We start from the raw sequence: 23,739 nt of genomic DNA on the forward strand, positions 1-23,739 counted from the left end.
ATCAACTTGCTTTCTTGTTGTACACAACTAACTTTATCCGATAGTGATGAGAATCCTCTCATTTATTTTCCCCATTGTCCTTACTGCGGTCTTTTCGCTTTCCTCGGAACCACTCAAAGTAAGTTCTAAATACCTTACGACGATGTCGGAAGGTTGGACCTTTACGTCCCAAGGTTTAACAATCCCCATCCAAGTGGGGAAAGGGTTATCTTTACAAGGAATGGACCCACCGGTCCACGGAACCTATACAACCACCTTCTACTATGAACCAAACAATAAACCCCTTGGTATCTATTTAGACAGAATCCAAGAGGTCGACAAACTTTTTGTCAACGGTGTGTTGTTAGGAGAGACTGGAAAAATTTCAGAAGAAGGTTTGTATTTACCAAACTGGTATTACAAACGTTTATATTTTATTCCAAGTTCCGTCCTCAAAGAAAACCAAACAAATCTTTTAGAAATCGAAATCCATTTTCGAAACAAAACCTTCCAAGGAGGATTATTTAGAAAAATTCCAGTGATGGGAAATTACGAACAACTTCAAGAATTTATTATTAAGGAAGACGGACGTGATTTTTGTTTTATTATGTTATTTTTTGGAATTGGTGCTTACCAAATTTTTTCAATTGTTCTCAAAAGACAGGCAAAATCCAATTTTTACCTACTCCTTTCTACGCTAATTTTTGTTATGTGGAGATTTCCTTTATTAAACATAAGTTACACATATACTGATTTTTCTTTTTTCTTTTGGTTAAAAGTATTTTTTACTGCCCAAACTTTACTTCCGGTTTCTATCTTTTTATTTAGTTATTCTTTATTTCAAACTAAACTTAAACTCAAAGAACGACTGTTAATTTTTTTCCTTCTTTGCCTTGCTTTTTTGCAAACTTGGGAAATTGAAATTCCAACAAGAATATTGTTACTAAGGATTTGGGAATTCTCTTTAATCATAGTTGTTTTTTTTATTATAAGAGGAGTTGTTCGAGCAGCCAAAGCAAAAAAAGCAGAAGCTTACTTCCTTACCATCGGTTTCATCTGTATCTGCATTGGTACAACTATAGATATCATTATCGATGTAACATCAGGAAAAAACATATACTTAACACAATACGGTTTTTTAATTCTAATGATCTTATCGGGTGTTGCAATCTCTTACCGACATGCAAAAAACGAAAAAGAACTTTCAATACTCACAAAAGATTTAGAAATTCGTGTCCGTGAAAGGACTATCGAACTAAGAGAAAAAAACCAAGACCTCGAACAAGATTTATTTTTTGCATCCCAACTCCAAAGTTATCTTTTGCCAAAGGAACATCCAAACACGGTCGGAATTCGAATTCATACAACTTATTTGCCAATGAAACAAGTGGGTGGCGATTTATATGATTGGGTGGAATTAGATGAAAACCGTCTACTCTTGTTAATTGCAGATGTTGCCGGACATGGTGTCCCCGCTGCATTTGTTTCATCCATGGTTAAAGTTCAATTTAGAGAATCTACCAAAAATATCAATTCACCAAAAGATGTTTTAGAACATATGAACCAAGCATTGACCTCACTTGTTAGCAGATACTTTATCACAGCTTGTTGTGCATTGATTGATTCAAATAAAAAGACCATTACCTTTTCTACAGCAGGTCATCCAAATCCACTCATATACAATCGATCCAAAGGTAAATTCGAGTTTATGAATATCAAAGGTCCCATCATTGGCTGGAGGGAGTCATTTACTTACGGCGAATGGACCCATCCAATGGAAACTGGCGATCGTTACTTTTTTTTCACAGATGGCGTCACCGAAGCTCGTGCTGAAAATAAATTGTTTGGTGAAAGCAAAATACTTGATCTACTGGAAAGAGGAAAAGACAAGGATATAAAATCATTATCTCAAGAGATTATAGTACAAATTTCCAAGTTTTCGGAAGAAGAACTAAAAGATGATGTTACTTTTTTCTTTATAGATATAACTTAAAACCATGGAATCATCCACCTATTCAGTATTAATCATTGAAGATGAATATCCAGCAAGGATGCTCATGATGGATTACATCATGAACTGTTCGGAATTAAAACTTTCAGGAATTGCTGAAAGTGGAGATAAGGCCTTAAACCTACTACAAGACAAACAGTTTGATTTGGTTTTTATGGATATTAATCTTCCTGCCGTTAATGGGATGGATATTCTAAGAAAGGAACATAACAAAGGTACATTTTTTATCATTACGACTGCCTACAGCGAACATGCAGTAGAGGCTTTTGATTTGGATGCCACAGATTATTTATTAAAACCATTTTCATTTGAAAGATTTCGGAAATCTGTAGATAAAGCTTTGCGTTTTTTACAAGAATCAAAACAATCCAAAATCCAACCTACAAACAATAACACAAATCTAAAAATCCAATCTGATTCCGCCGTATTTCTTTTGCCGTACCAAGACATTCAGTTTATTTCTGCAAATAACAAAAGTTGTGTGATTCATACCTCTCAAAAGGATTACGAAACTGCAAAATTACTAAAAGAAATCGAGGAAAAACTGCCATCAAAACACTTTATCCGCATTCACAAAGGTTTTTTGGTTAATTTGGATTATGTGGCAAGTCTACGATATGATAAGGGCGGATCCTATACGATCCAACTAAAAAATGAGGATGAAACTACTTTACCTGTCGGCCGTTCCTTTGCTCAAAATCTAAAAGAAGCTCTCAAATTATAACAATTTTTTATTTCACTCCGGAATATGTAGCGTTCATTCCGAGTTAAGTAGTTAATCATCGTTAGTGCAAATATTCCGTTGACCAATCTCATAAAAATGGGATTTGGACAGAGACGGAGTCTTTTATGAAACAAATTATAACCATAACCGGAATCTTCTTTTTATCCTTTATTATCAATAATTGTGCGTCCTCATCTGTTGGGCTTGCTACTAGCAATAAACCAATCCCGAACACTCCTTACGAAACTGTTAAAACTGTAGAGAAAACCTTTACATGGTATGCATTGGATTTCATCATCTTTGGTTTACCTTTTACTGAACCTCCCGTCACCGATTTGTATGAAAAAGTTATGGAAGAAGATTCTGGTGATGCGCTCGTTAACATTCGTTACTGGAACGATAAATCAATTTTCGGACCTTTAACTCGCTATCGATTTACCATCAAAGGTGATCTGGTGCGTTTTCCATCACAAACAAGTACTAAAAACAAAAAATAGTAACACAAATGAAAACCTCCATTTTCAAATTTTTTATTAGTTTCCTATCTGCCTCCATCATGGTTATGGGATGCATTGGATCTCATGTTTCTAAAGAGATTACTTTATTTGATTCTGCAACTGTTGTTCGTTCCACAGATTACAAGATCCTTGGCAAAGGAAAAGGACAGGACTCTGCTTTTTATTTATTAGGAATGTTTCCTGTAACAAAAGCACCTAACGTAGAACTTGCAATGAGTCAAATTCTAGAGAAATATCCTACAGGAAAAACTCTTATCAATATCAAAATCCAAAGAGAAGATAAAGCATACTTTCCATTAGGTCTTGTAACAGTAGTCAATGTAACAGCAGATGTCGTTGGCCAACAAGAAGAAACGGAAAATCCAAACGCAAAAGGTAACAAATGAAAGCGCTGATTGGTTTTTTGATTGTTATCGCAGCACTCATCGTAAACTGCGGACCTGGTGTTGATCGTGTAGACACCAATGATGCACAAAGCCAAGTGTATGCTGCTGCAAAATTTGCTTCAGAAAAATGCGGGAATCCAATTCCCAATCCACCGTTGGTGATTGTTAATAAACCAATCCAAAGAAATTTAGATTTTTGTACAATTGCAATTACGCGTACAGAATGTCCGTTTCTTGGATATCCACTACCCTGCACGCTCATTTACCTCGAAAAAGAAACGGGAGATGTCCCTTGGTATTTAAACTTCAATGAACTCAGCAAAATTCAAATTAAATAAACTTTTTTTATTTGGGATTTTCCTTATTTGTTTCGGATCCCCAATATTCGCTGTGAGTATTCGTGCGAAACTCATCAATCCTAAAAAGGAAATTGCCGAAAAGAATTTATCTGTTTTAATTTTCGAAACAAAGAAATTTGCACAAACAGATGAAGAAGGTAATATCACTCTTGATTTTCCATCTTCCGGTGAATACACCTTGCGTTTGTTACGTGATACGGGAATCCAAGAAATTAAAATTTCTGTTGGATCCGAAGATGAATCTAGAACCATTTACACTGAAAAAAAAGCAACTGCCCCAAAAACTGGAATTGTTGTGGAAGGTGAACGAGAAAAAACTGTAGCCTCCCGTACCAAAGTTCGTTACGAAGAAATCAAAAGGATGCCAGGAACCTTTGGAGAAGCTCTTCGTGCTTTGGAAACTCTACCCGGGGTTATTCCCAATATTGGTTTTGGTGGTGGGGCAAACGGAATTATTGTCCGAGGTGCGAATCCAAATGCAAACACCTATCTTTACGATGACCTTCCTATTTTATACCCCTTCCACTTAGATGGATTAACATCTGTCATTCATAATGACTTAATTAAATCCATTGATTTATATTCAGGAGCATATCCAGCGAACTTTAATAATGCGACAGGTGGTATCATTGAAATCGAAACTGTTGACTCTGTGCAAAAAACAAAAGGTGCATTTCAAGTTTCCTTATGGAACACAACTGCTTATGCAGCAACACCCACTTCAGGTGGTAAAGGATATCTGGCGATTGCTGGTAAACTTGGATATTTGGATAAATCGTTAGGAGCTACAGGTTTATTGCCTGAAGGAATTCGACTTCCTCGTTATAACGATTCTCAAATCAAATATGTTCATAACTTTACACCCGAACACCAAATATCTTTTTATAATTTAACTGCACAGGATAACTTTGCGATTAACGTTCCAAACAAACCTGCAAATGATCCAACAGCTTCAGCATTTGCACTTCTTAGTGGAGCCAAAGCTAGTTTTGGACAAAGTTTCCGTACGACTGCACTTAGATATACCTGGATTCCTGGTGATAAATTTCAAAACCGTATTACATTAATTAACTTTGACCCAATTGGAGAATACAATGTTGGATTTGGAACCATCCAAGGAAAACAATACCAAAGAGGTAGTTATGTCGGTGTTCGTCAAGATGCGTATTGGACAGCGGCAAAGTTTCTAAAAGTGGATTTTGGAACTGAAGTTAGAAAGTTTTCCTTTAGAGATTATGGAACAGAAGTGGCACTCCGTGATCCAACAAATCCTTCACCTAACCCATACAATTCGGCAAATCCTGATTTTGTGGGTAGGCCAATTAGTATTCAAGGAAATTCACCATATTACAATGCATACACGACCCTTCATTTTAAATTTGGAAATTTTGTATTTGAGCCAGGTGCTCGTTACGACTATGTCCAAGTCACTGGCAATGGTGCACTAACACCAAGGGCAACAGCTTCTTACACATTCCCTGAAGTTGGAAAAGGGATGACGATCTACGGAAGTGGTGGTGATGTTTCCAGATTTCCATTAACCACAAACTTCAATTCAGAAACAGGAAACCCTGATTTACGTTTTGAAAGAGCACGAAAAGTAAGTGCCGGGATTGATCAAAAAATCGATCAAGTTTGGCAAGTGAAGATGGAAGTATTCAAAAACCAATTCACTGATACGATCATTGACGATCCTTATGTATCCACTCCTGTTGGTTTAAATCCAGACAAAGGACAATGGCTAACACAACCGATTGTCGCCAATCGTCCGTTAAATTATTCTAACAGGGCGTCTGGTTGGTCCCATGGTTATGAACTCTTAATCCGTAAAAATGCACGTCCAGGAACAAGAGATTGGTTTGGATGGATTTCTTATACTTGGTCTCAGTCATTCCAAAATACAAATTTATACCAAGTTTACGAAGGTGACAATTCGCAAGTAGGTGGGATTGAAAGGAAAATTCTTGCTGCATACTTCCCAAACTCAGTCGAACAATTAGCACCTTGGGATAGGACTCATGTGGCCAATTTTATTTATGGTTGGAGAATGAATGAAAAATTCCAAATAGGAGGAAGATGGAGTTACTTAACTGCAATTCCGACTCGTCCCGTTGTTGGAGATGACGGTGGTAAATTTTCAAATCCACTCAATGGCCTTACTTATTGGAATCCGCAATATTCAAATAACCCTTACTCATCGCAATATGGATATGTGAAACGCGGAACCGACTTTCATAGATTCGATATTCGGTTTGATATCTTTGAAAATTATTCTTGGGGATACCTAAACTGGTATTTAGAAATCGTAAACGTTTACATGAGAAAAAATAAAAACGGATATGACTTCGATAACTCCCGACCATTTTCTGCAACAAACCCAAAAGAAAATGACACCTTCGGAACCTTAGAACTTCCAGGTGGTACAGTGATTCCATTCTTTAACGTTGGTATGGAGGTACATTTCTAATGAAATATTCGATTCTATTTTTTGGAATTGTGATGGTGTTCTCTTGTGCCGAATCAAAAAAATTTGAAGATTCTTATAAAGAAACAGTTTTATTACAATACTTAACTACACCGAACGCTCCACAAGAAACATGTGAATCAGTGATAACCAATAAAGATTTATGTTTCAAAGCATATGCTACAGCAGTCGGTGGAAGTTTCACAGATACTCCATCGGCAACAAAAACAACAACTTGCCAAGGATTAATCACCACAACATATAAAAATATGTCTGGGATAGCACAAACCTGTTCTTTCAATTGCCAAGTTACTGATTGGAAATCAAAAACTTCATCTGGTTTTTGTGCACAGTCAACAATCCCGGCACTCATTGAATCGAGTCTAACTTCAAGTTCGGTAATTTCTTGTTTAAGATCTTGTTTTGCATCCACAAACAATCAAATTAGTAACGATCAAATACCATTATATTTATTATTTAATAACATTCAAAACGGAGGATAATATGCAAGAGTATGTAGAATTAGGGGAAGAATTAGTCTTTATAACAATGGCGGTGGCGAGTGTGATCGCTTTGGCAGTATTTGCAGAAAGGTTGATTTATTTCAAAAAATCTCTAGGTAAAAAAAACGAAGACTATTTAACAGAAGTTAGAACTTCATTACAAGAAGAACCAGAAATTCATTGGAAAACGGATGCTGGAGAAGAATCAATTTATACTCGATTCATTCAATTTGCTCTAAACCAATTGAAATTAGGCCGCAAAGGATTAGATGAAAGTTTAGATGGTCAAATTTTATCTGAAAAATTAGAATTGGAAAAACGTTTACCAATCCTAAATACTTTGGGAAATAATGCTCCATTCATTGGTCTACTCGGAACCGTTCTAGGTGTCATCAAAGCATTTTATGGTTTGGGAACCTTAGGCAGTTCTGGTGCGGAAGTTGTCATGCGGTCTATTTCGACTGCCCTCCTTGCAACAGCAGCCGGTCTTGCCGTGGCAATTCCAGTGGTAATGGCTAACAATTATTTTTCTCGTAAATCCAAAGTCATCCTACAGAATTTGGAAATTCTGAAAAAAGAACTACTCTCTTATCAAATGAATAAGACAAAGGTATAATTATGGCTGGTGCATCAGGTTCACAAGACGAAGAAATTGGAAGTATCAACATCACACCGATGGTGGATGTGATTTTAGTACTTCTTGTAATTTTTATGGTAACAGCAAACTTCCTAAAAAAAGAAAGTTTGAATATCAATTTACCGAAAGTTCAAGCAGCTGATCCAAACGTTGCGGAATCGGTCCAAGTAGCGTTAACCAAAACTGGCGCAATTCTTTTGGAAGGAAAAGACACAGACATTTCAGGTTTAGTAAGAAACCTTGAAAGAGAAGCAAAAATTAGACCTAACATGCGTTTAACTTTATCTGCAGATGAAAGCCTTCCTTATGGAAAAATTACGGAGCTGATGGGAATCATCCGAAAAGCGGGTGTGACTAAAATTGCCCTCAGTGTAAAAAAATGAATCGTTTCGCGGAATTATTGGATAAATTCAAACATTCCATCAAACAAAATAGAGAACGTATATTTCATCTTTGTTTGATTGGCAGTTTGTTTCTCCATACCGCAACTTACGCTGGTTACAAGATTAGCCAATTACGTGGCGATGAAGTGGTAGAAGAATCGAACTTTGAAGATGTAGACGTTAGTTTCGAAGAAATTCCACCGGAACTCATTGGAGGTACTTCCTCTCCAGCACCCATCGAAAAACAAGAATGGGTAGAAGGAAGTAACAAAGACAAAGCCGACGAACCAGATAACTCTGACATCAACCCAAACCAACTTTCTGGTAATGGAACTGATAAAGATGGATACTTGTTTTCGTTTAACGGAGACAAAATGCCGACTGCCATCATTGACTTCGATCTAAAGGAATACTTTCCTCCGCAAGCAAAAGCCGCAAACATTGTCGAGAAACAAGTTGTACTTCTTGTGCAGGTAAATGAAGATGGAAGTCTTCAGTCCGCTAAAATTGTGTCTGGTCGGGCTGGATACGGATTTGAAGAAGCTGCTATGAAACTCATCAAACGTGTTCGTTTTAGTCCAGGTTATGTGCAGGGACAACCTAAAAAAATGGCACATAGACTTCCTATTTTATTTTCCCTAGAAGACTAATATTCGTTATATGGGAATTTTCTGGAGCAGATTTTTAGAAAAACCAACTCTATCAATCTGCCTCTTATCTCTCGTCATCACTGTTACAGTAACTTCCTACGGTTATTCTGTATTAAAACCAACCGATAGTTCTTTAGCTGAATATTACCTAGCAGAAAATACGGAATACTTTGTTGGTGATATACCAGCAGATGACAATGGAACCATTGACTTTCAAAAAATGCATAAAGTATATTGGGAATCCATCTTCGGTTGGATCAATGATTCCGAACTCCAACGAATTACAGATTCAGAGTTTATTTGGTTACGTTCCAAAGCATTTCCAAATCACAAAGAGACGGAGGATCTTTTTTTATTATTAGAACATGGTGGATTAAATATTGAGATTTTTAATGAATACGGAGATTCCATTTTTAAGTATGGAAATTTTTCAGAACAAGAAAGACTGCCCAATATTTTCCAATCAAAATTTGATTGGGTCAAGGTTCCAAATGATGATTCAAAATATTACTATCTAAGGTTATACCATAAAAAAGGTATTCTTTTTCTAATCTCTATTGTTGAAAACTTAGTGGGTAAACAAACTGCTCTCTATAGAGAAATTGCTTTAAAAAATTTAACACCTATCTTCTTTCATTCTTTTTTTTTGATGATCGGAATTATCTGTGCTCTCGTTTATTTCATTGAATACAAAAAGCAATACAACATTCTCCTTGATTTTTCTGCATTTTCATTATGTTTCGGATTACTTGGACTCACATCCAATGTACTAATCCGATATTTATTTACAAATTCAGAAACATTATTCATTCTCACAACAATAGCATCCAATTTTGTTTTTATACCTATGTTGTCAGGTGTTCGTCGTCTTTTCGGCAGCGGAAGTTTTAGGGTTCTGGACATCTTAATTTATATAGATGTATTCATATGTTCTTTGACTACCATACTAGTTTTTTCTCTTCCTTTCTTTGATTTATCACATACATTGCTTATTAGCAGTAGAACTTTCTTTATCTTATTCAATCTTTTGAATATTCTAGGCCCAATTTTCATTACCTTTGAATCTTGGAAAAAAGGGAATCAGGAAGCATTTGGACATTTTATCGGATTCAGTGTTACACTTCTTCTTGTAATCCTAGAATTGTTTATTGCAATCAAATCAAATGATAACTCTACAAACAAAGTAGTTCTTTGGGGTGTCCTCTTTGGTGTAATCTCCCAAGGTTTTGCCTTAGAACGCACCATTTTTGCAAATAGACAAAAGGCACAAAGTTATAAAGAAGATTTGTTAAAAGCAGAAAAGTCTTTAAAAGAAAGCCAACTGAAAACTTTACAAACAAAAATGAGTCCACATTATTTATTCAATTCTTTGAATACAATTCATGCTCTTCATAAAATAAAACCAGAGTTAATCGGGGATGCAATCCTAAGTTTGGCAAATAATTATCGATTCATTTCTGATCGCACGGATAGAGATTGGATTCCTTTTGAAGAAGAGTGGAATTTTTTAGAAGACTACTTACATCTTCAAAAATTAAGATTTTATGATACAGTACAAATTGATTTCAAAAAATCTGGTGATTTTTCTTCGGTAGTACTTCCTCCATTATTACTCCAACCCATCATTGAAAATTCTTTTAAACACGGATTCCGTGGTTCCGCAGAAGAACAGTTCCAACTTTTCATTCATGCAAAAATGATAAGGGATTCAGTTTTTAGTTTTGTTGTTTATGACAATGGAATTGGAATTCCTGAAGATTTACTAACGGATAAAACAAAACTTTTAGCCAGGTCTCTTGGAAATATCAAAGAACGGTTAAGAAATATTTATTCGGAATTTAATTTTGAAGTAACGAGAAATTTCCCAGAAGGTGCACGAACAGAAATAGAAATTATACTTAATTCTCGGGTCCAACAAACTCTCTAAGTTTTGTGGCAAGAGCATTCGCAGAGACTCCACCAGGAAAATTGGCAATTGTATTCAAATCCTCATCTAACACATAAATAAAATTGGAGTGATCGATTCTGTAATTTTTTCCTTCGCCTACTTTTTCACGAACAATCCCAAATAAATCGGTAAGTTTAGTTAATGATTGCGCATTTGGAGAAAGTGCGGTCAAATTTTTTCCAGGGAAATTTTGAACGTAATTTTTGAGAGTCGCAGGAGAATCCCTGTCGGGATCAAGAGTTACAAAAATAAACCGAAAACGATTGGATTTTTCACCTAATATTAATGAGGCCCTTCCAAAGTTTGTCAAAGCAAGTGGACACATATCTGGGCAGTGCGAAAATCCAAAATACAAAACTGACTTTTTTTCAGACCAAAACTTTGGCTCCAATAAACTTCCATCAGGTTTAACAAAAGATAGGTGTTTCCACTCTTCTTTGATATGATCTTCTTTGGATTTACAAAAAAAACTAAAGGTAAGAACAAATAAAATAAATACTATTTTTATACGGCAACGATCCAACCCATTCCTCCATTTTCTGCCATATGTGTTTGGTGTGGATGGAACATATATCTCCCTTTTTTCTTAAGGACAAATTCAATCACAACACGTTCTGTTTGCCCCAAAGAGACAACATCAGAATGACCCTCAGGAACAACTGAACCTAAATTACGAATGATATCAAAAGTTTGTGCGTGTAAATGGAAAGTAATGATTGGTTCTCTTTCCATCATATTTTGAATATAAAAGCGCACTCGTTCACCCACAGGAACCTTCATAGGATATCTGTCATAAATGCCAGCAATTCCATTCCAAGTATAATAATCGTTCCTACCTTTACCTTTGGTATCCCAACCAGAAAATGTTAAAACAAATTCATGCGCAGGTTTACGTTTGACAAGTGGATCCACAAGTAATGCACCATACAATCCTTTGGCGGTATGTAACATAAGTGGAGGAACATGGCAATGATATGGATGAAGTCCGATAGGACCTGCTTCAATTTGGTAGGTCCTTTCTCCGAAAGCAGCAATGGGTTCCCATCCATCTTCTAAGGGATCATGTGTTCCGTGAAAATGTAAAGAATGGGGATCAGGACTTGAATTTTTGACATGGATACGGAGTGTATCACCCAAATTTGCTCTAAGGACTGGACCTGGGACAAGTCCATCAAAAGTCCAAGCGGGATAATTGATATTATGAGCAATATTCATACTCAGTGGAAAAAGATTTAAACTAAAATCTTTCACCTTATTTTTCGTATTTGAATAGTTAGGTGGATAGTAAAACCGCTCCGTATATTCTTCTTTGATAAAAAATGGCGGATGAGCCATGCTTCCATATGTATTCGTGGCTCGTAGACTTCCGCCTGCCCCAATTGAATTTTGGTAGTTATCACTGACTGTTGGCGTTGTGACAATTCCAAAGTTTGCAGCAGTGGAAGAACGATTCGGATCAGAAGGCCCACAGATTTCCTCAGAATTTCGAGTGTTATTTCTCATGGAACCAAACAATGATCCCACAAAGCCCATCACTCCAAACCCCAGTGTTGTTAAAAAACTCTTCCGATCCATAAATAAACTCTCTTTTCCTATGTCCTAAATGTGAGAAATTAAACTCAAAACCCAAACTAGAACAAAAACTCCTAACCCACCACCTACAGCGATTTGTTTGAATTTTTTTTCGTATTCCTTGTCAGCTAACAAAAGATAGATTGCCGGACCAAGAACAGGGATTACCAAGATCACAAGTGACCAAATAATCTGTTTTGTTGTGTCCATATCTTTTTGTTTAGATAATCCAAACAATGCCAAAGGTGCCCATACCATCGTTAAAACGAAAGGAAGGTAATACGCATAGGATCCGATAAAATAAGTCCAAAAACCTGGGTTTGCAAAAGTTGTTTCCATAAATAATCTCCTAAATGATTATACAGACGGTTCCGTTACCGCTGTCATCGCATAACCGGCATAAGCCAGAATTGTAAAGAAAAGCAAAATACCACCAAATACAACGGTATTCCGAACGACTCGTGAAACTTTAGATTCTTTTGAATATAAATAAACCAAAGAACCGATAAAAGGAACAAGTAAAATTAACCAAAAGTAAAAATCTAGTTTTGCACCTTTTAGAGAGAATCGATCAAGGATTGATAACCCTGTCCAAGCAGCAAAAATAGCAAATGGCAATAAATAACCCATCAAATGGAAATACCAAGTTTTTAAAGTACCTGGAAAATGAACTCTCCATCCAGAAGTATACATTTTGTTTGTCGCAACATCAAATTCTGCTTGGCTAAGTTTTGGTAACTCCGCTGTTTCAATCAAACCTTTGTTTGTTTCAAAAACATCGTGTGCAGGAATCACATTCGCCAAACTATCTTTAGGCATGTTCAGTTGAGCCGCAGGGATTGGTTGGTTTTTATAGGAACCTAACACAAATTCACGAAGGTTTGCTTGCACAAATAAAGCCAGTAAACCGATACTAGATGACATATCTCCTGTATGTGGATATCGAAGCCCTGAACATGATTGAAGAGATTCCAAAAATGGCGGACTTGAAACACCGTATGAGTTTCCTTCAAAACAGTTTCCAACGTTGACTGGACCACTCAGAGCGATGTCTCCTCTACCGGAATGATACACTTGATTGTTTCGAATGACGTTATTATTGGAGATCCAAATATTTTCGTCAATATTCATGGTCACTAAAATTCCATAGTTGTTATGGTTGAAAACCAAATTGCCTTCAACTAAGTTTTCGAGTGCACCAAGAAGAGCGATTCCATTTCCAATGGATGGATATTCCAATTTTTTAGAAGGAGCATTGGTATTGTTATTGTCATAGACAATGTTTTTCTTCACCACAATTTGTTTTTGTGGAGGAAGTAATTCACGATCCAATGTATTAGGTCCAATTCCCAATTGGTTTTTTCTCCAAATGGAAGACAAAAGATATAAGTTACCACTCGAATTTGTTCCAGAATATCCAAGAGCATTGTTTTCAGAAATTACATCATTGATAATCGCATTACATGGATTACACTGTCCAATATAGAATCCAGAATCTGGAGATCCTGATGCATAGGAATGTTCCATAAGTCCATCTACTGAATCAAATGCATAAATTCCATAATCGCCGTTGTTGTAAGCAGTTAGATAAGAACCGCGATATCCTTTTACACCAGTCCAATACACACCATTGAGTGTCGCATTACGAGTGGTTAGGTTTTCAACGGCAACACCGTCAGCACCAACAACCATAATTCCGTTTCCGCGTAAAAATTCTCCATCAATGATGGTTTCATTACGATCTTCACCGCGAATCACAATGGAAGGAGTGGTGACAGTTACTTCTTCTTTATAGATACCTTTTGCAACAAGAACTAAGTCTCCTGGGGATGCAGCATCCACAGCATTCTGAATGGTTTTGTATTGAGAAGGGACTTTGCGAGTCACACCTGTCCATTTTTTAGATATCTTCGACTTTGCAATGTTCGTCTGTGGATTGTAAGTGGCGTCACCAATGACGGCAACTCCAGTCATACCAATTTTACCATCAGGGGAAGCATGGAAGGAACAGAAATAAGGGAACACACCTTCTTCTGGGAAGAACACATCGGTATGTGCACCACGAAACATTGCCAAATTGCCAAATGTTTTCTCTGTGGACCAATCTTTGGTGATCGAGATAGCATTGTGAGGGTTGTTTCCTTCATTCACAAATCGAATTTTACCGCCTTTGAATGTCCGTATGACTGGCGGGTGGAAGGCATTGTCCATCATCGTAACATGGACGAAGGCCGAATTGGCAGGGTCTTCCGAACTACAATGATTCATACCGAACGTTATGAATACTGCAATGAAGATTCCCAATAAATATTTTTTGGTCTGTTTCATAGTTCTTTCCCAGAACATGAGGATTCCCTCACATTTGGAGAATTTTACATCTGTGTTAAAACTTTGTCAATGTTAAATCAAAGGAAGGAGGAAAAATATACAAATAAGAGATTTTGTAGTTCCGAAAGGACTGCCTTTTTTTCAGCCGGTTTTCCCTTTCTTTGCGCAATTTTAACGACAGAATCGACAGTTTCCACAATCATTAGAGAACTATAGTAGGCCCTTTTTTTATCCACCTTGGGAAACAAATAAAGAATTACTTTTTCCGCTAAGGATTTTGCAAACCGTTCGTTACTTTCGATATCAAGTTTTAACAATGCTGGGTTTGTATAAAGAATCGAATTGATCAAACGGTATCCTTTTACTTCATTTAACGCCCGTTCGAAGGAATGTAATGTAAAATCAATGAACTCTGGTGTAAATTTTTTTCTTTTTTTGAGTTCTTCGTCCAGAAGTTTGAAAAAAAAGTCATGTAGAATGATATAACATGATTCTGCATGAGAATATATAATGGATTCTTTGTTTGGAAAAAATTGATAAATAGAACCGACTGGTATCCCACTTCTCTCTGCAATCAAATCCGTTGTTAAATCGTCATACCCAACCTCACCTAACAACTCTATTGTTGTATCTACAATTTTTTGATACCTTTCCTTGGAACGTTTTTGTTGGGGAATTTTCCTTGGATTTAATTTTATATTCATTCTGATCTTAGGGCCACAATGGGACTCAATTTTGCTGCATATTCAGAAGGCCACCAGCCAAAAAGAATTCCGATCGTTATGGAAAATAGAAAAGCAAATCCAATAGAAGGAAAGGATAAAACAATACTCCACCCAAAGTATTCTTGTAAAAACAAAACAGATAAAATTCCAAAAACAAGTCCAACAATTCCTCCCGTCAAACTTGTCAAAGTGGATTCTATTAAAAATTGCATACGAATGTCTGATTCCCTCGCACCGAGAGCTTTCCGTAGGCCAATTTCTTTGGTTCGTTCCTTCACAGATACCAACATAATGTTCATAATTCCAATCCCACCGACAACAAGAGATACGGTTGCCAGTGCAATGAGTAAGGTTGTCATTGTTTGGTTTGTTTCAGAGACTGCTGATTGGATGTCAGCCATATTCATTACTTGGTAAATATTACCCATTGATTCGTTGGTTCCATGTCTTTTGTGTAAAAAACGTTTTAAAGAAGTTGTGAATTCATCTGAAGATTCTGTTTTTTCTAATTCCATTTCTAAACTGTCGACAGCATCTTTGTTTAATAACCTTCGCATGGCAGTATGCAAAGGCATAAGAATCACATCGTCTTGGTCACGAAATCCAGCACTCCCTTTTTCAGGTAAAAGTCCAATCACACGAAACAGAATTCGATTTACTTTTAAATAAGTTCCTACAGGATTTTTTCCTTCATACAGTTCTTTAACCACTGTATTTCCCACAAGACAAACTAAGGCTCTTTTTTGGTTTTCCTCTTCTGTAAAAAATCTTCCTTCCACAGGTTCCAAATTTCTTAACGCTTCATAATTTGGACTGGCACCTGTGATATAACTATTCCAATTTCGATTTCCAAAAACAAGTTGTCCTCTTCCGTTCACAACAGCGGAGATTTGTTTTACCTCTGGAAATTTTTTAGCCACAGCTCCTACATCAAAAACATCCAGGCGGTTGACAGTACCTGCCTCCAGCGAAACTCCCCCGCTACGCATTCCACCTGTTCTTACAATGACCAAATTAGCACCTAACGAAGAAAATTGTTCCTCTACTGATTTTTTTGCTCCCTCGCCTAGTGCCATCACTGAAATCACACAAACAACACCAAAAAGAATTCCAAGAGCTGATAAAAAAGTTCGCAAACGATTTGATGATAAAGAAAACAAGGATTGTAAAAAAATTCCTTGGAATAGAGGCCAACCCGTTTTCCGTTTCAAATTTGTTTTAGGAAAGGTAACCAATTCTTTTTTTTTCTTTTTCCCTTCATCGGAAACAATCTTTCCATCACTCACATGAATGATTCGATCGCAAAACTCTGCCATTTCTGGTTCATGAGTTACCATCACAATGGTTTTTCCTTCCCTATGAAGGCGTTGTAATTCCAACATGATTTCAATTTTACTTTTGGAATCTAAGTTTCCAGTAGGTTCGTCAGCAAAAATAATAGGTGGATCGACAAGCAGTGCTCTTGCGATGGCAACCCTTTGTTGTTGGCCACCTGAGAGTTCATTGGGAGTATGAAACATTCTACTTTCCAAACCCACTTTTCGAAGTTGTTCTTCAGCTCTTATTTCTGTATGATCCACATTTGTATACAAAGAAGGTAAACTTACGTTTTGCGATGCATTCGATTTTGCTAACAAATGGAATTGTTGGAATACAAATCCAATCATACTGCCTCGGACATCTGACAATACATCAGAAGATTCTCCACTGACCGTTCGACCAAACAAACGATAGGTGCCAGAATCCACATGGTCCAGTAGTCCCATCACTTGCAAAAGTGTGGATTTACCAGAACCGGAAGGACCCATGATCGCCACAAATTCACCTTGCGAAATTTCTAAATTAATTCCAGAAAGAACTGGAAACTTTGAATTCCCGATTTTATAGGATTTATTTAAATTCTGAATTTCAATTGCTAACAAAAGTTATCTCTTGGGCATTTTAGGTGAAGAAAATGGACCGTTACTACCGGACTTTTTTTCTTCCTGAATTTTTTTCTTTCGATATACTACTTCGTTTTCTTCAAGTCCGGAGAGGATCACAGTATTTTGATCATCACTCTTTCCAATACTAACAGAGAATTCCACTAACTCCCCTTCTATCTTTTTTAAAACAATACCTTTCTCCGATTTCCCTTTTACAAACTCATTGGCAAGAAGCAAAACATCTCTTTCTTCGGAAACAATAAAGTCAATTGTTATCGACATCCCACTCCTTAGATATTCAGGAATGGTTTTTAATTCCAAGTCTACATTGTACATAGTCACATTATTTTCTGTAACGGCTTCATATCCAATATGTGTTACCTTAGCTTGGATGACGGCATCTGAATAAGAATCAACAGTTACATTTGCGAGTTGGCCAATTTTTATTTTGGAAAGATCTGTTTCGTCAACTTTTGCTTGGATCATCAAATTATCTGAAAGAACATAGAGGATATCTTGTTGGGTTACTGTTTGCCCAGGACTGATGTTGGATGCAATCACCAAACCACGTAAAGGTGAAATGACTGGCGTTGGTTTATAAAAATCTTCCCATTTTTTAAGTTCTTCTTCCCCTTTGGCCCTAGCAGCATCCAACAAAGCTGCCCTTTCCGTTGAACTCATCCATGCAATGATTTTGCCACGTGCTACGTGGTTTCCTTCATTGACTAAAATGGATTCCACACGCCCGGCAATTGGTGGTTTGATCTCCAATCGATTTTTGGGGATGGCTGAACCTGTGGCACGCACAGTAACAATCAAATCTCCACGAAACACTTTGGAAGATTCTAGTTTCATATTTGGTTTTGATTTCCCAAATCCAAAAAAATAAATGGAAAGTGAAATGATCACCAACACAACTGCTATCAAAACAAATTTAATCTTCATCAAAACACTTTCCTAAATTTCTCAAATACGTAGCTTCTGCCAAACCTAAATCCCGTTTGCCTATCAATAGATTTTTTTCTCGGTTGATCAAATCGTTTTCGATGATATCCCAATTTTCAAAACTGATCAGTCCATTCGAATACTGTGATCTGGCTATCATGGCACGAATCTCCGAAGCTTTATAAAATTCTGTCAATACAACCAACTGTTCCGATGCATTTTTGAAATTGAGATGTGACTGTTCTAAGGAAAATGTCAGAGAGTTTTTTTTGGCATCTCTTGTATGAATTGATTTTTCATATTCAGTTTTTGCAATTTTAACATTATAATAATCTCTTCCACCATTGAACAATGGATAGGTTAAGTTCAAACCAAAACTATAATTTCTTGGTTTTGGTAACCATACATCATCTTGCCTGGTGACAGTCGCGCTTAAATTCAGATCAGGATAAAACCCTGCTTCTGCCACACCAATATTTGCCTGTGCAGCGCGCACTTTGGATTGTTCCGCCATTACAGAGGGATGTGACTCTAACAAGTTTTCCTTTTCTTTTTCCGAAAACTTTTTTTCCAAAACTGGCTCATACACAAATTCTGAATTGATATTGATATCCAAACGATTGGAGATTACTCTCTCCACTTCATTTACATTACTTTCAAACAATCGAAAGGCAGAAGACACTTCAAATTCGGCTTGTTTTACAAAAGATTCACTAAGTAAAAAACTTCCCTTATGTTCCCTACCCACTTCATATCGAAGTTTTACCAAATCACGATTTTTTGTACGTCGGTCTTTGATTTTTTCTGAAAGTTGGTGTAATTCTTTGGCATACAACATCTGTGCGTAACCTGACTTTAGTTCAAAACAAACTTTCAACCTAGAATCATGTAATGTCTGTTTGGCTGCTTGCAACAAAGCTTCTGTTTTATCTATTCCACTTTTATCCTTAAATCCGGCAAAAAGGTTTTGGTTGGTGCTAAGGCCTACTGAATAACGATTGATTGCCGTTGGTCTTGATTCCCCTGAACTGGTTTGTTGGTTTGTATTTGAAGCTGTTCCAGCCGATCCATTGATCAAAGGATCATTCACAGTTCCCGATCCACTAAAATTGGCGGACGATTGTCTTGCTGAAGCCAAAACATTTACGGTAGGTAAATAAGAAGCGTAACTTTTTTCGTTTTCGAAAAAGGCTTTGTCGTAATCTGCCTTTGCCGATAAAAATTCAGGATTGGATTGTAAGGCTGTTTGCCAAAGTTCTTTAATGAGAATAGGTTTTGCCGAAAGGGTAACAACTGACCCTGTTGTTACCAAAACAAACAATAGAATACGATGAAACTTCACTATATAATAAACCTAAGTTTGATTACAAAAGTTCCCAAAAGTTTGATTTTAAAAAAAATTACCAACTCCCGGAACTCCCTCCTCCTCCAAAACTTCCGCCGCCACCGCTAAATCCACCCGAACGAAATCCTCCACCACCACTCGACCAACCACTGCTTCCTGAACTGCGGGAAGTTCCACCAAATACACCTTTTTTCATTCTTTTCCTTCCATGTGGCGTTAACAAATGGTAGAGTTTATATAGTCCAATTCCAATCGCATAAGTCAAAAATACAGAAGCACCTACATTGGCACCATGAATTGCTGTTGGAAATAAACTCCAAAAAGGAAACAAAAAGAAGTAGATAAACCAACCAATATAAGGTGCATTAGCTGCTATATAAGTAAAAATACCAAGAATAAACAAAACGAAAATGGAAACAAACACCTTTACTCCAAAAGGAATTTCTTCTTGTCCATGTGATAACTCTCCCAAAAAAGACAATGGACCTAAATGGGAATAATCATCGGGAATTGGAGCCGTATAAGTACCTTGGATCGCATCAATAATTGCATTGATACCATTCTGAATTCCAGATTGGATATCTCCTTTTTTAAAATAAGGTTTTATTTCTTTTTCTATGATATGGTGACAAAGAACATCCGTTAGATTTCCTTCCAATCCATATCCCACTTCGATCCGTAATTTTCGATCGTTTATGGCAATTAACAATAAAACTCCGTTATCCTTTTTCTTTTGGCCTAATTTCCATGCCTCCACAACTTTCATGGAATATTCTTCTATTCCTTCACCTTCTAATGACGGAACCACTAATACCGCAATTTGGTTGCTGGTTTTACTTTCATGTTCTTTCAGTTGCCTTTCTAAAGCGGAAACAAAACCAGAATCCAAAGTCCAGGTTTCGTCCACAACTCTACCAGTCAAAGTGGGAACGTCTTTTGCTTGGATGAAAATGGGAAAAAAGAAAAGAAGAGAAAAAACCAATACTCTCTGCATACAGGAATATTGGTTTTGAAACTAGAAGTTACAAGAATTTTTTGTTACTTACTTGTGGATTCGTGTGGCTCCATAATAAGTCGAGATTGGTTTTAAATCCTCAAAACCAATTAGATTTACTTGCCCACCTCTTAATTCATAATCTCGTTTGAAACTTTGTAGAAACTCAATAGCTGAAAATCCAATCATCTTTACGTTTTTATCAAACTTTAAGTCCACTCTTTCACCGGGAGTCACTTTCCTAAGTAATAATTTCAATGAAATCATATTCGAAAAAAGCAATGCATGTTTTACATACAACTCATGGACTTTATTTTCAGATTTTACAGTAATATCGGCGACAAAAATATAACGAAGAGGAACTCCGAAATAAATCTGAATTAAAATTGCTGTAACAATTCCACAGAAAACACCAACTAACAAATCTTCAACAATCGTTAGAACTACAGTGACTGTAAAAATAACAATTTGGTCCCAACCTTTGTCGTATGTTTCTTTAAAAACATGAGGAGAAGCCAATCGAATCCCCACCATAATCAAAATACCTGCAAGTGATGCGAGAGGAATTCTGTGGATGAGGCCGGGCAAAAGCAAAATAAAAAATAACAAAAACAAACCATGAAAAAAGTTCGACCAACGAGTTTTGGCGCCATTTTCCATATTGGCCGAAGACCTGACCACTTCTGCGATGATCGGCAATCCACCAATCCAACCTAAAAGAAAGTTTCCTGCACCCTTCGCCACAAGTTCACGATCCATATTGGATTTACGTCGATATGGATCTGTATTATCAACAGCGGTTGCAGTTAACAAAGATTCAATGCTTGCGATGAGTGCGATTGTGATCACCATGACCCAAAAGATCCCATCTTTCCATCTGGAAAAGTCAGGGAAGGTAATCCCATCATAAATATGATCAGGTAGATTTACTAATTTTTCAGGTCCAATTTTATAAGTTTGATCGAGTAATGTATAAGAATGTTCATCTGCTAAATCAAAAACCAATCCGAGGACTATCCCCACTAACACTGCGACTAGTGGTGCAGGCAATTTTTTGACTAATGGGTTTTTGATTTTTGCAAGGACTGCAATGATCACAATGGCAGAAATTCCAATAATGGCGACTTCGGGATTTACAAAAGGAAAACTCGAAGGTATTTCTAAAAGTAATCCACCGATAGTTTTTGCCTTCGGGGTTATTCCCAGAGCTACATAAAACTGTTTTGAGATAATGATAATTCCAATGGCAGCCATCATTCCGTGAACAACTGAAATTGGAAAATAGACAGTTAAATTGCCTGCTTTCACAAGTCCCAAAACGACTTGGATAGCACCTGCAATTACAATGGCCGCAAGGGTGAGTTCAAATCCAAGTTTTGGATCTCCACCACCAAGAACCATAATCGAATTCAAAACAACGGCTATGAGCCCAGCGGCTGGTCCGTTGATTGTTAGGTGGGAGCCACTCAGTAAGGAAGCAATGATTCCACCAACAATCCCCGAAAAAATTCCAGCCATTGGTGGTGCTCCCGAAGCAAGTGAAATGCCCAAACATAGCGGCAATGCAATCAGAAACACAATAAAACCGGAGACAATATCAGATCTCCAGTTTTCCTTTAACCCGGGTAACCAATCTTTTGGTTTATTTTGATTGTTCATAGCGAACATCCTCTCTATCTATCTAACTATCTTTATTTATATGGCCTTTTGTTTTTCGAAATTGGTTCGGGTTCACACCGGATTGTTTTTTAAATTCTAAATAAAAAGCGGATCTGGATCCAAATCCAGATAGTTTGCCAACCTCAGCAATATTGAGTTCTGGTTTTTCATTCAGTAAAATCATAGCCTCTTTGATTCGATATTGGTTTAACAAAGATGGAAAATTGAAGTTGTATTCTGAATTGATGAGTTCGCTTAGCTGATGGTAAGAAAGACCCATTTTGGATGCGATGAGCTCTTCGTTACATGCTGGATCAAGGTAGATTTTTTCTGCGCCTAACAACATCTCAAGTTTATTACGAAACTCCGTTTTATCTAGTTTTGTAGTTAACGATCTGTATCTTGTCTTCGATTTATCTTTTTTTTCGTAGTTCCGCAAAAACAAAAAAGATCCCGCAGTTAAGAAAGGAAGATAGAACACAGACGCATAAATAAAAAACGGCTGATATGGATAAAAATCGAAATGGAACAATGTCTTTAAGAAGACGGAAAAAAGAAAGAAGAACCAACCAAGAACGTAAGATCTATTTTCACTTTCTTGATTTACTAACAAAGATTCATGAGTCTTATATAAGTGATAGGCAGCAGTTCCGAAGATAGATAGAACTAGAAAAATTCTAAATTCGTAAACACGTGAAAAAAGAGGAACAAGGATGTACAAAAATCCTGCAAACCCTGAAACCCAAAACAAAATAGTCCGAGAAACACGATTGCCGACAAACTGATCAAAAGAAGCTAAATAAACAAAGAAGATGAAATGATTAATCGATAAAAAGATGTAATAAGAATGCCTGATTAAATTGTTAGTATTCCCAAAAATTGATGCAAATTCTTTCCCGTGCACTGAATACACAAGAAGAAAGAACATAAGAAAGTGTATTAAAATGGATATGTAAACTTTTTCTTTTGATTTAAAATACTCTGATAAAGCCCAACCAAAAGAAACTATCCCAACCATTGAAAAAAATAAAAAGGTCAGAAACCGAAACAAAACGACAGAACGGTAACCTGCCTGAGAGACTGTTCTGATCGGGAAGTTCAAATCTTCGTTGGAAATTAGATAGATATAAAAATAACGACTCTCTTTAGGGCGGAGGGTGACATTGAAATGAGGAAATGGAGAAAGTAAACCCATCCAATCTTCCCAAACGTAACCACTATAGGAATCTATGACGTTCCCTTCCGGACCCTCCGAACAAAGTTCCACAAAAGGAATGTTAATCCATTGGATGAGCACGCTGAATTGAGAATCCATTTCCAGTTCATTCAGTAACTGAAACCGGACCCATTGGCCACCTTCCTCCCGTTTTCCCCTCATAGCATCCGCGCTTCTGTTCTCAATCCAGACCAAATTTCGCAGAGATTGGATCGATTCGTGGCTACAGTTCTTAGGAACTTCTGTTTTTTGAGGTACTAAAAATTGGACATCGCGGCTTATGTTCCGCCCGTAGAAACTTTCAGGCTTCCACAAACACCCACCCAATCCGGCATAGATTGCCAATAGGAGGATAATTCGGACCATTTGTTTCATCTGAATCACCAGTCTTCGTGTTATCTACGCATGAGAAAGCGATTTCGATGTTTAATGAATTTTGAAATGAATTATTTTTTGTCCAATTTTATG

General features: G+C 36.9%; 22 protein-coding genes. 11 read left to right on the plus strand and 11 right to left on the minus strand.

Annotated features, from left to right (window positions below; all coding sequences use genetic code 11):
* Positions 1-46 precede the first annotated feature (46 nt).
* The 11 genes from EHR01_RS12515 to EHR01_RS12565 all read left to right on the plus strand — a co-directional run bounded on the left by EHR01_RS12515 (position 47) and on the right by EHR01_RS12565 (position 10,541).
* Positions 47-1,972 (plus strand): PP2C family protein-serine/threonine phosphatase, encoded by a 1,926-nt coding sequence (locus tag EHR01_RS12515; protein WP_135695106.1) that lies wholly within the window; start codon positions 47-49, stop codon positions 1,970-1,972.
* 4 nt (positions 1,973-1,976) lie between these two features.
* Complete coding sequence (locus EHR01_RS12520; RefSeq protein WP_135695107.1) at positions 1,977-2,714, plus strand: LytR/AlgR family response regulator transcription factor; 738 nt, start codon at positions 1,977-1,979, stop codon at positions 2,712-2,714.
* A 125-nt stretch (positions 2,715-2,839) separates the two neighbouring features.
* Positions 2,840-3,211, plus strand: a complete 372-nt coding sequence (locus EHR01_RS12525) for an LIC20211 family lipoprotein (protein ID WP_135695108.1) — start codon at positions 2,840-2,842, stop codon at positions 3,209-3,211.
* 8 nt (positions 3,212-3,219) lie between these two features.
* Entirely contained in the window at positions 3,220-3,618 is a 399-nt protein-coding gene (locus EHR01_RS12530) for a hypothetical protein (protein WP_238837715.1), read from the plus strand.
* Entirely contained in the window at positions 3,615-3,956 is a 342-nt protein-coding gene (locus EHR01_RS12535; RefSeq protein ID WP_135695109.1) for a hypothetical protein, read from the plus strand. Before EHR01_RS12530 ends, EHR01_RS12535 begins: the two co-directional genes overlap by 4 nt.
* Entirely contained in the window at positions 3,928-6,444 is a 2,517-nt protein-coding gene (locus tag EHR01_RS12540; RefSeq protein ID WP_135695110.1) for a TonB-dependent receptor plug domain-containing protein, read from the plus strand. Before EHR01_RS12535 ends, EHR01_RS12540 begins: the two co-directional genes overlap by 29 nt.
* Entirely contained in the window at positions 6,444-6,944 is a 501-nt protein-coding gene (locus EHR01_RS12545) for a hypothetical protein (RefSeq protein WP_135695111.1), read from the plus strand. Before EHR01_RS12540 ends, EHR01_RS12545 begins: the two co-directional genes overlap by 1 nt.
* Position 6,945: 1 nt before the next feature.
* On the plus strand, positions 6,946-7,560 hold the full coding sequence (locus EHR01_RS12550; protein ID WP_135695112.1) for a MotA/TolQ/ExbB proton channel family protein: 615 nt from the start codon (positions 6,946-6,948) through the stop codon (positions 7,558-7,560).
* 2 nt (positions 7,561-7,562) lie between these two features.
* Positions 7,563-7,964: an ExbD/TolR family protein gene (locus tag EHR01_RS12555; RefSeq protein WP_002973390.1), complete on the plus strand. Its 402-nt coding sequence runs from the start codon at positions 7,563-7,565 to the stop codon at positions 7,962-7,964.
* Positions 7,961-8,614 (plus strand): energy transducer TonB, encoded by a 654-nt coding sequence (locus EHR01_RS12560; RefSeq protein WP_135695113.1) that lies wholly within the window; start codon positions 7,961-7,963, stop codon positions 8,612-8,614. The genes EHR01_RS12555 and EHR01_RS12560 overlap by 4 nt, the downstream gene beginning before the upstream one ends.
* 10 nt (positions 8,615-8,624) lie before the next feature.
* Positions 8,625-10,541, plus strand: a complete 1,917-nt coding sequence (locus EHR01_RS12565; protein ID WP_135695114.1) for a sensor histidine kinase — start codon at positions 8,625-8,627, stop codon at positions 10,539-10,541.
* Here the strand turns inward: EHR01_RS12565 and EHR01_RS12570 are convergent.
* The 11 genes from EHR01_RS12570 to EHR01_RS12620 form a co-directional block, all read right to left on the minus strand.
* Entirely contained in the window at positions 10,513-11,085 is a 573-nt protein-coding gene (locus EHR01_RS12570; RefSeq protein ID WP_135695115.1) for an SCO family protein, read from the minus strand. The genes EHR01_RS12565 and EHR01_RS12570 overlap by 29 nt on opposite strands.
* A complete protein-coding gene (locus tag EHR01_RS12575) occupies positions 11,067-12,137 on the minus strand; it encodes a multicopper oxidase domain-containing protein (RefSeq protein ID WP_135695116.1) in 1,071 nt (356 codons plus the stop codon). The genes EHR01_RS12570 and EHR01_RS12575 overlap by 19 nt, the downstream gene beginning before the upstream one ends.
* Positions 12,138-12,161: 24 nt before the next feature.
* Positions 12,162-12,473, minus strand: a complete 312-nt coding sequence (locus EHR01_RS12580) for a PLDc N-terminal domain-containing protein (protein ID WP_135695117.1) — start codon at positions 12,471-12,473, stop codon at positions 12,162-12,164.
* An 18-nt stretch (positions 12,474-12,491) separates the two neighbouring features.
* Entirely contained in the window at positions 12,492-14,462 is a 1,971-nt protein-coding gene (locus tag EHR01_RS12585; protein ID WP_135695118.1) for a right-handed parallel beta-helix repeat-containing protein, read from the minus strand.
* A gap of 77 nt (positions 14,463-14,539) precedes the next feature.
* The gene (locus EHR01_RS12590; RefSeq protein WP_135695119.1) at positions 14,540-15,166 is read right to left on the minus strand and encodes a TetR/AcrR family transcriptional regulator; all 627 of its coding nucleotides are present in this window, start codon (positions 15,164-15,166) and stop codon (positions 14,540-14,542) included.
* Entirely contained in the window at positions 15,163-17,109 is a 1,947-nt protein-coding gene (locus tag EHR01_RS12595; protein ID WP_135695120.1) for an ABC transporter permease, read from the minus strand. The genes EHR01_RS12590 and EHR01_RS12595 overlap by 4 nt, the downstream gene beginning before the upstream one ends.
* Before the next feature lie 3 nt (positions 17,110-17,112).
* Positions 17,113-18,057 (minus strand): efflux RND transporter periplasmic adaptor subunit, encoded by a 945-nt coding sequence (locus tag EHR01_RS12600; protein WP_135697317.1) that lies wholly within the window; start codon positions 18,055-18,057, stop codon positions 17,113-17,115.
* Positions 18,047-19,399 (minus strand): TolC family protein, encoded by a 1,353-nt coding sequence (locus EHR01_RS12605; protein WP_135695121.1) that lies wholly within the window; start codon positions 19,397-19,399, stop codon positions 18,047-18,049. Before EHR01_RS12605 ends, EHR01_RS12600 begins: the two co-directional genes overlap by 11 nt.
* A gap of 58 nt (positions 19,400-19,457) precedes the next feature.
* A complete protein-coding gene (locus tag EHR01_RS12610) occupies positions 19,458-20,396 on the minus strand; it encodes a TPM domain-containing protein (RefSeq protein WP_135695122.1) in 939 nt (312 codons plus the stop codon).
* Between the two features lie 48 nt (positions 20,397-20,444).
* Entirely contained in the window at positions 20,445-22,055 is a 1,611-nt protein-coding gene (locus EHR01_RS12615) for a SulP family inorganic anion transporter (RefSeq protein ID WP_135695123.1), read from the minus strand.
* A gap of 22 nt (positions 22,056-22,077) precedes the next feature.
* Complete coding sequence (locus EHR01_RS12620) at positions 22,078-23,646, minus strand: AraC family transcriptional regulator (RefSeq protein WP_135695124.1); 1,569 nt, start codon at positions 23,644-23,646, stop codon at positions 22,078-22,080.
* Between the last annotated feature and the right edge of the window lie 93 nt (positions 23,647-23,739).

The organism is Leptospira mtsangambouensis, assembly GCF_004770475.1.
Classification (GTDB): Bacteria; Spirochaetota; Leptospiria; order Leptospirales; family Leptospiraceae; genus Leptospira_A; species Leptospira_A mtsangambouensis.

Excerpts from the sequence above, each read along its gene's own strand:
- EHR01_RS12515 (WP_135695106.1), top strand. The coding sequence starts at position 47 with ATGAGAATCCTCTCATTTATTTTCCCCATTGTCCTTACTGCGGTCTTT.
- EHR01_RS12520 (WP_135695107.1), top strand. The coding sequence starts at position 1,977 with ATGGAATCATCCACCTATTCAGTATTAATCATTGAAGATGAATATCCA.
- EHR01_RS12525 (WP_135695108.1), top strand. The coding sequence starts at position 2,840 with ATGAAACAAATTATAACCATAACCGGAATCTTCTTTTTATCCTTTATT.
- EHR01_RS12530 (WP_238837715.1), top strand. The coding sequence starts at position 3,220 with ATGAAAACCTCCATTTTCAAATTTTTTATTAGTTTCCTATCTGCCTCC.
- EHR01_RS12535 (WP_135695109.1), top strand. The coding sequence starts at position 3,615 with ATGAAAGCGCTGATTGGTTTTTTGATTGTTATCGCAGCACTCATCGTA.
- EHR01_RS12540 (WP_135695110.1), top strand. The coding sequence starts at position 3,928 with ATGAACTCAGCAAAATTCAAATTAAATAAACTTTTTTTATTTGGGATT.
- EHR01_RS12545 (WP_135695111.1), top strand. The coding sequence starts at position 6,444 with ATGAAATATTCGATTCTATTTTTTGGAATTGTGATGGTGTTCTCTTGT.
- EHR01_RS12550 (WP_135695112.1), top strand. The coding sequence starts at position 6,946 with ATGCAAGAGTATGTAGAATTAGGGGAAGAATTAGTCTTTATAACAATG.
- EHR01_RS12555 (WP_002973390.1), top strand. The coding sequence starts at position 7,563 with ATGGCTGGTGCATCAGGTTCACAAGACGAAGAAATTGGAAGTATCAAC.
- EHR01_RS12560 (WP_135695113.1), top strand. The coding sequence starts at position 7,961 with ATGAATCGTTTCGCGGAATTATTGGATAAATTCAAACATTCCATCAAA.
- EHR01_RS12565 (WP_135695114.1), top strand. The coding sequence starts at position 8,625 with ATGGGAATTTTCTGGAGCAGATTTTTAGAAAAACCAACTCTATCAATC.
- EHR01_RS12575 (WP_135695116.1), bottom strand. The coding sequence starts at position 12,137 with ATGGATCGGAAGAGTTTTTTAACAACACTGGGGTTTGGAGTGATGGGC.
- EHR01_RS12580 (WP_135695117.1), bottom strand. The coding sequence starts at position 12,473 with ATGGAAACAACTTTTGCAAACCCAGGTTTTTGGACTTATTTTATCGGA.
- EHR01_RS12585 (WP_135695118.1), bottom strand. The coding sequence starts at position 14,462 with ATGAAACAGACCAAAAAATATTTATTGGGAATCTTCATTGCAGTATTC.
- EHR01_RS12590 (WP_135695119.1), bottom strand. The coding sequence starts at position 15,166 with ATGAATATAAAATTAAATCCAAGGAAAATTCCCCAACAAAAACGTTCC.
- EHR01_RS12600 (WP_135697317.1), bottom strand. The coding sequence starts at position 18,057 with ATGAAGATTAAATTTGTTTTGATAGCAGTTGTGTTGGTGATCATTTCA.
- EHR01_RS12610 (WP_135695122.1), bottom strand. The coding sequence starts at position 20,396 with ATGCAGAGAGTATTGGTTTTTTCTCTTCTTTTCTTTTTTCCCATTTTC.
- EHR01_RS12615 (WP_135695123.1), bottom strand. The coding sequence starts at position 22,055 with ATGAACAATCAAAATAAACCAAAAGATTGGTTACCCGGGTTAAAGGAA.
- EHR01_RS12620 (WP_135695124.1), bottom strand. The coding sequence starts at position 23,646 with ATGAAACAAATGGTCCGAATTATCCTCCTATTGGCAATCTATGCCGGA.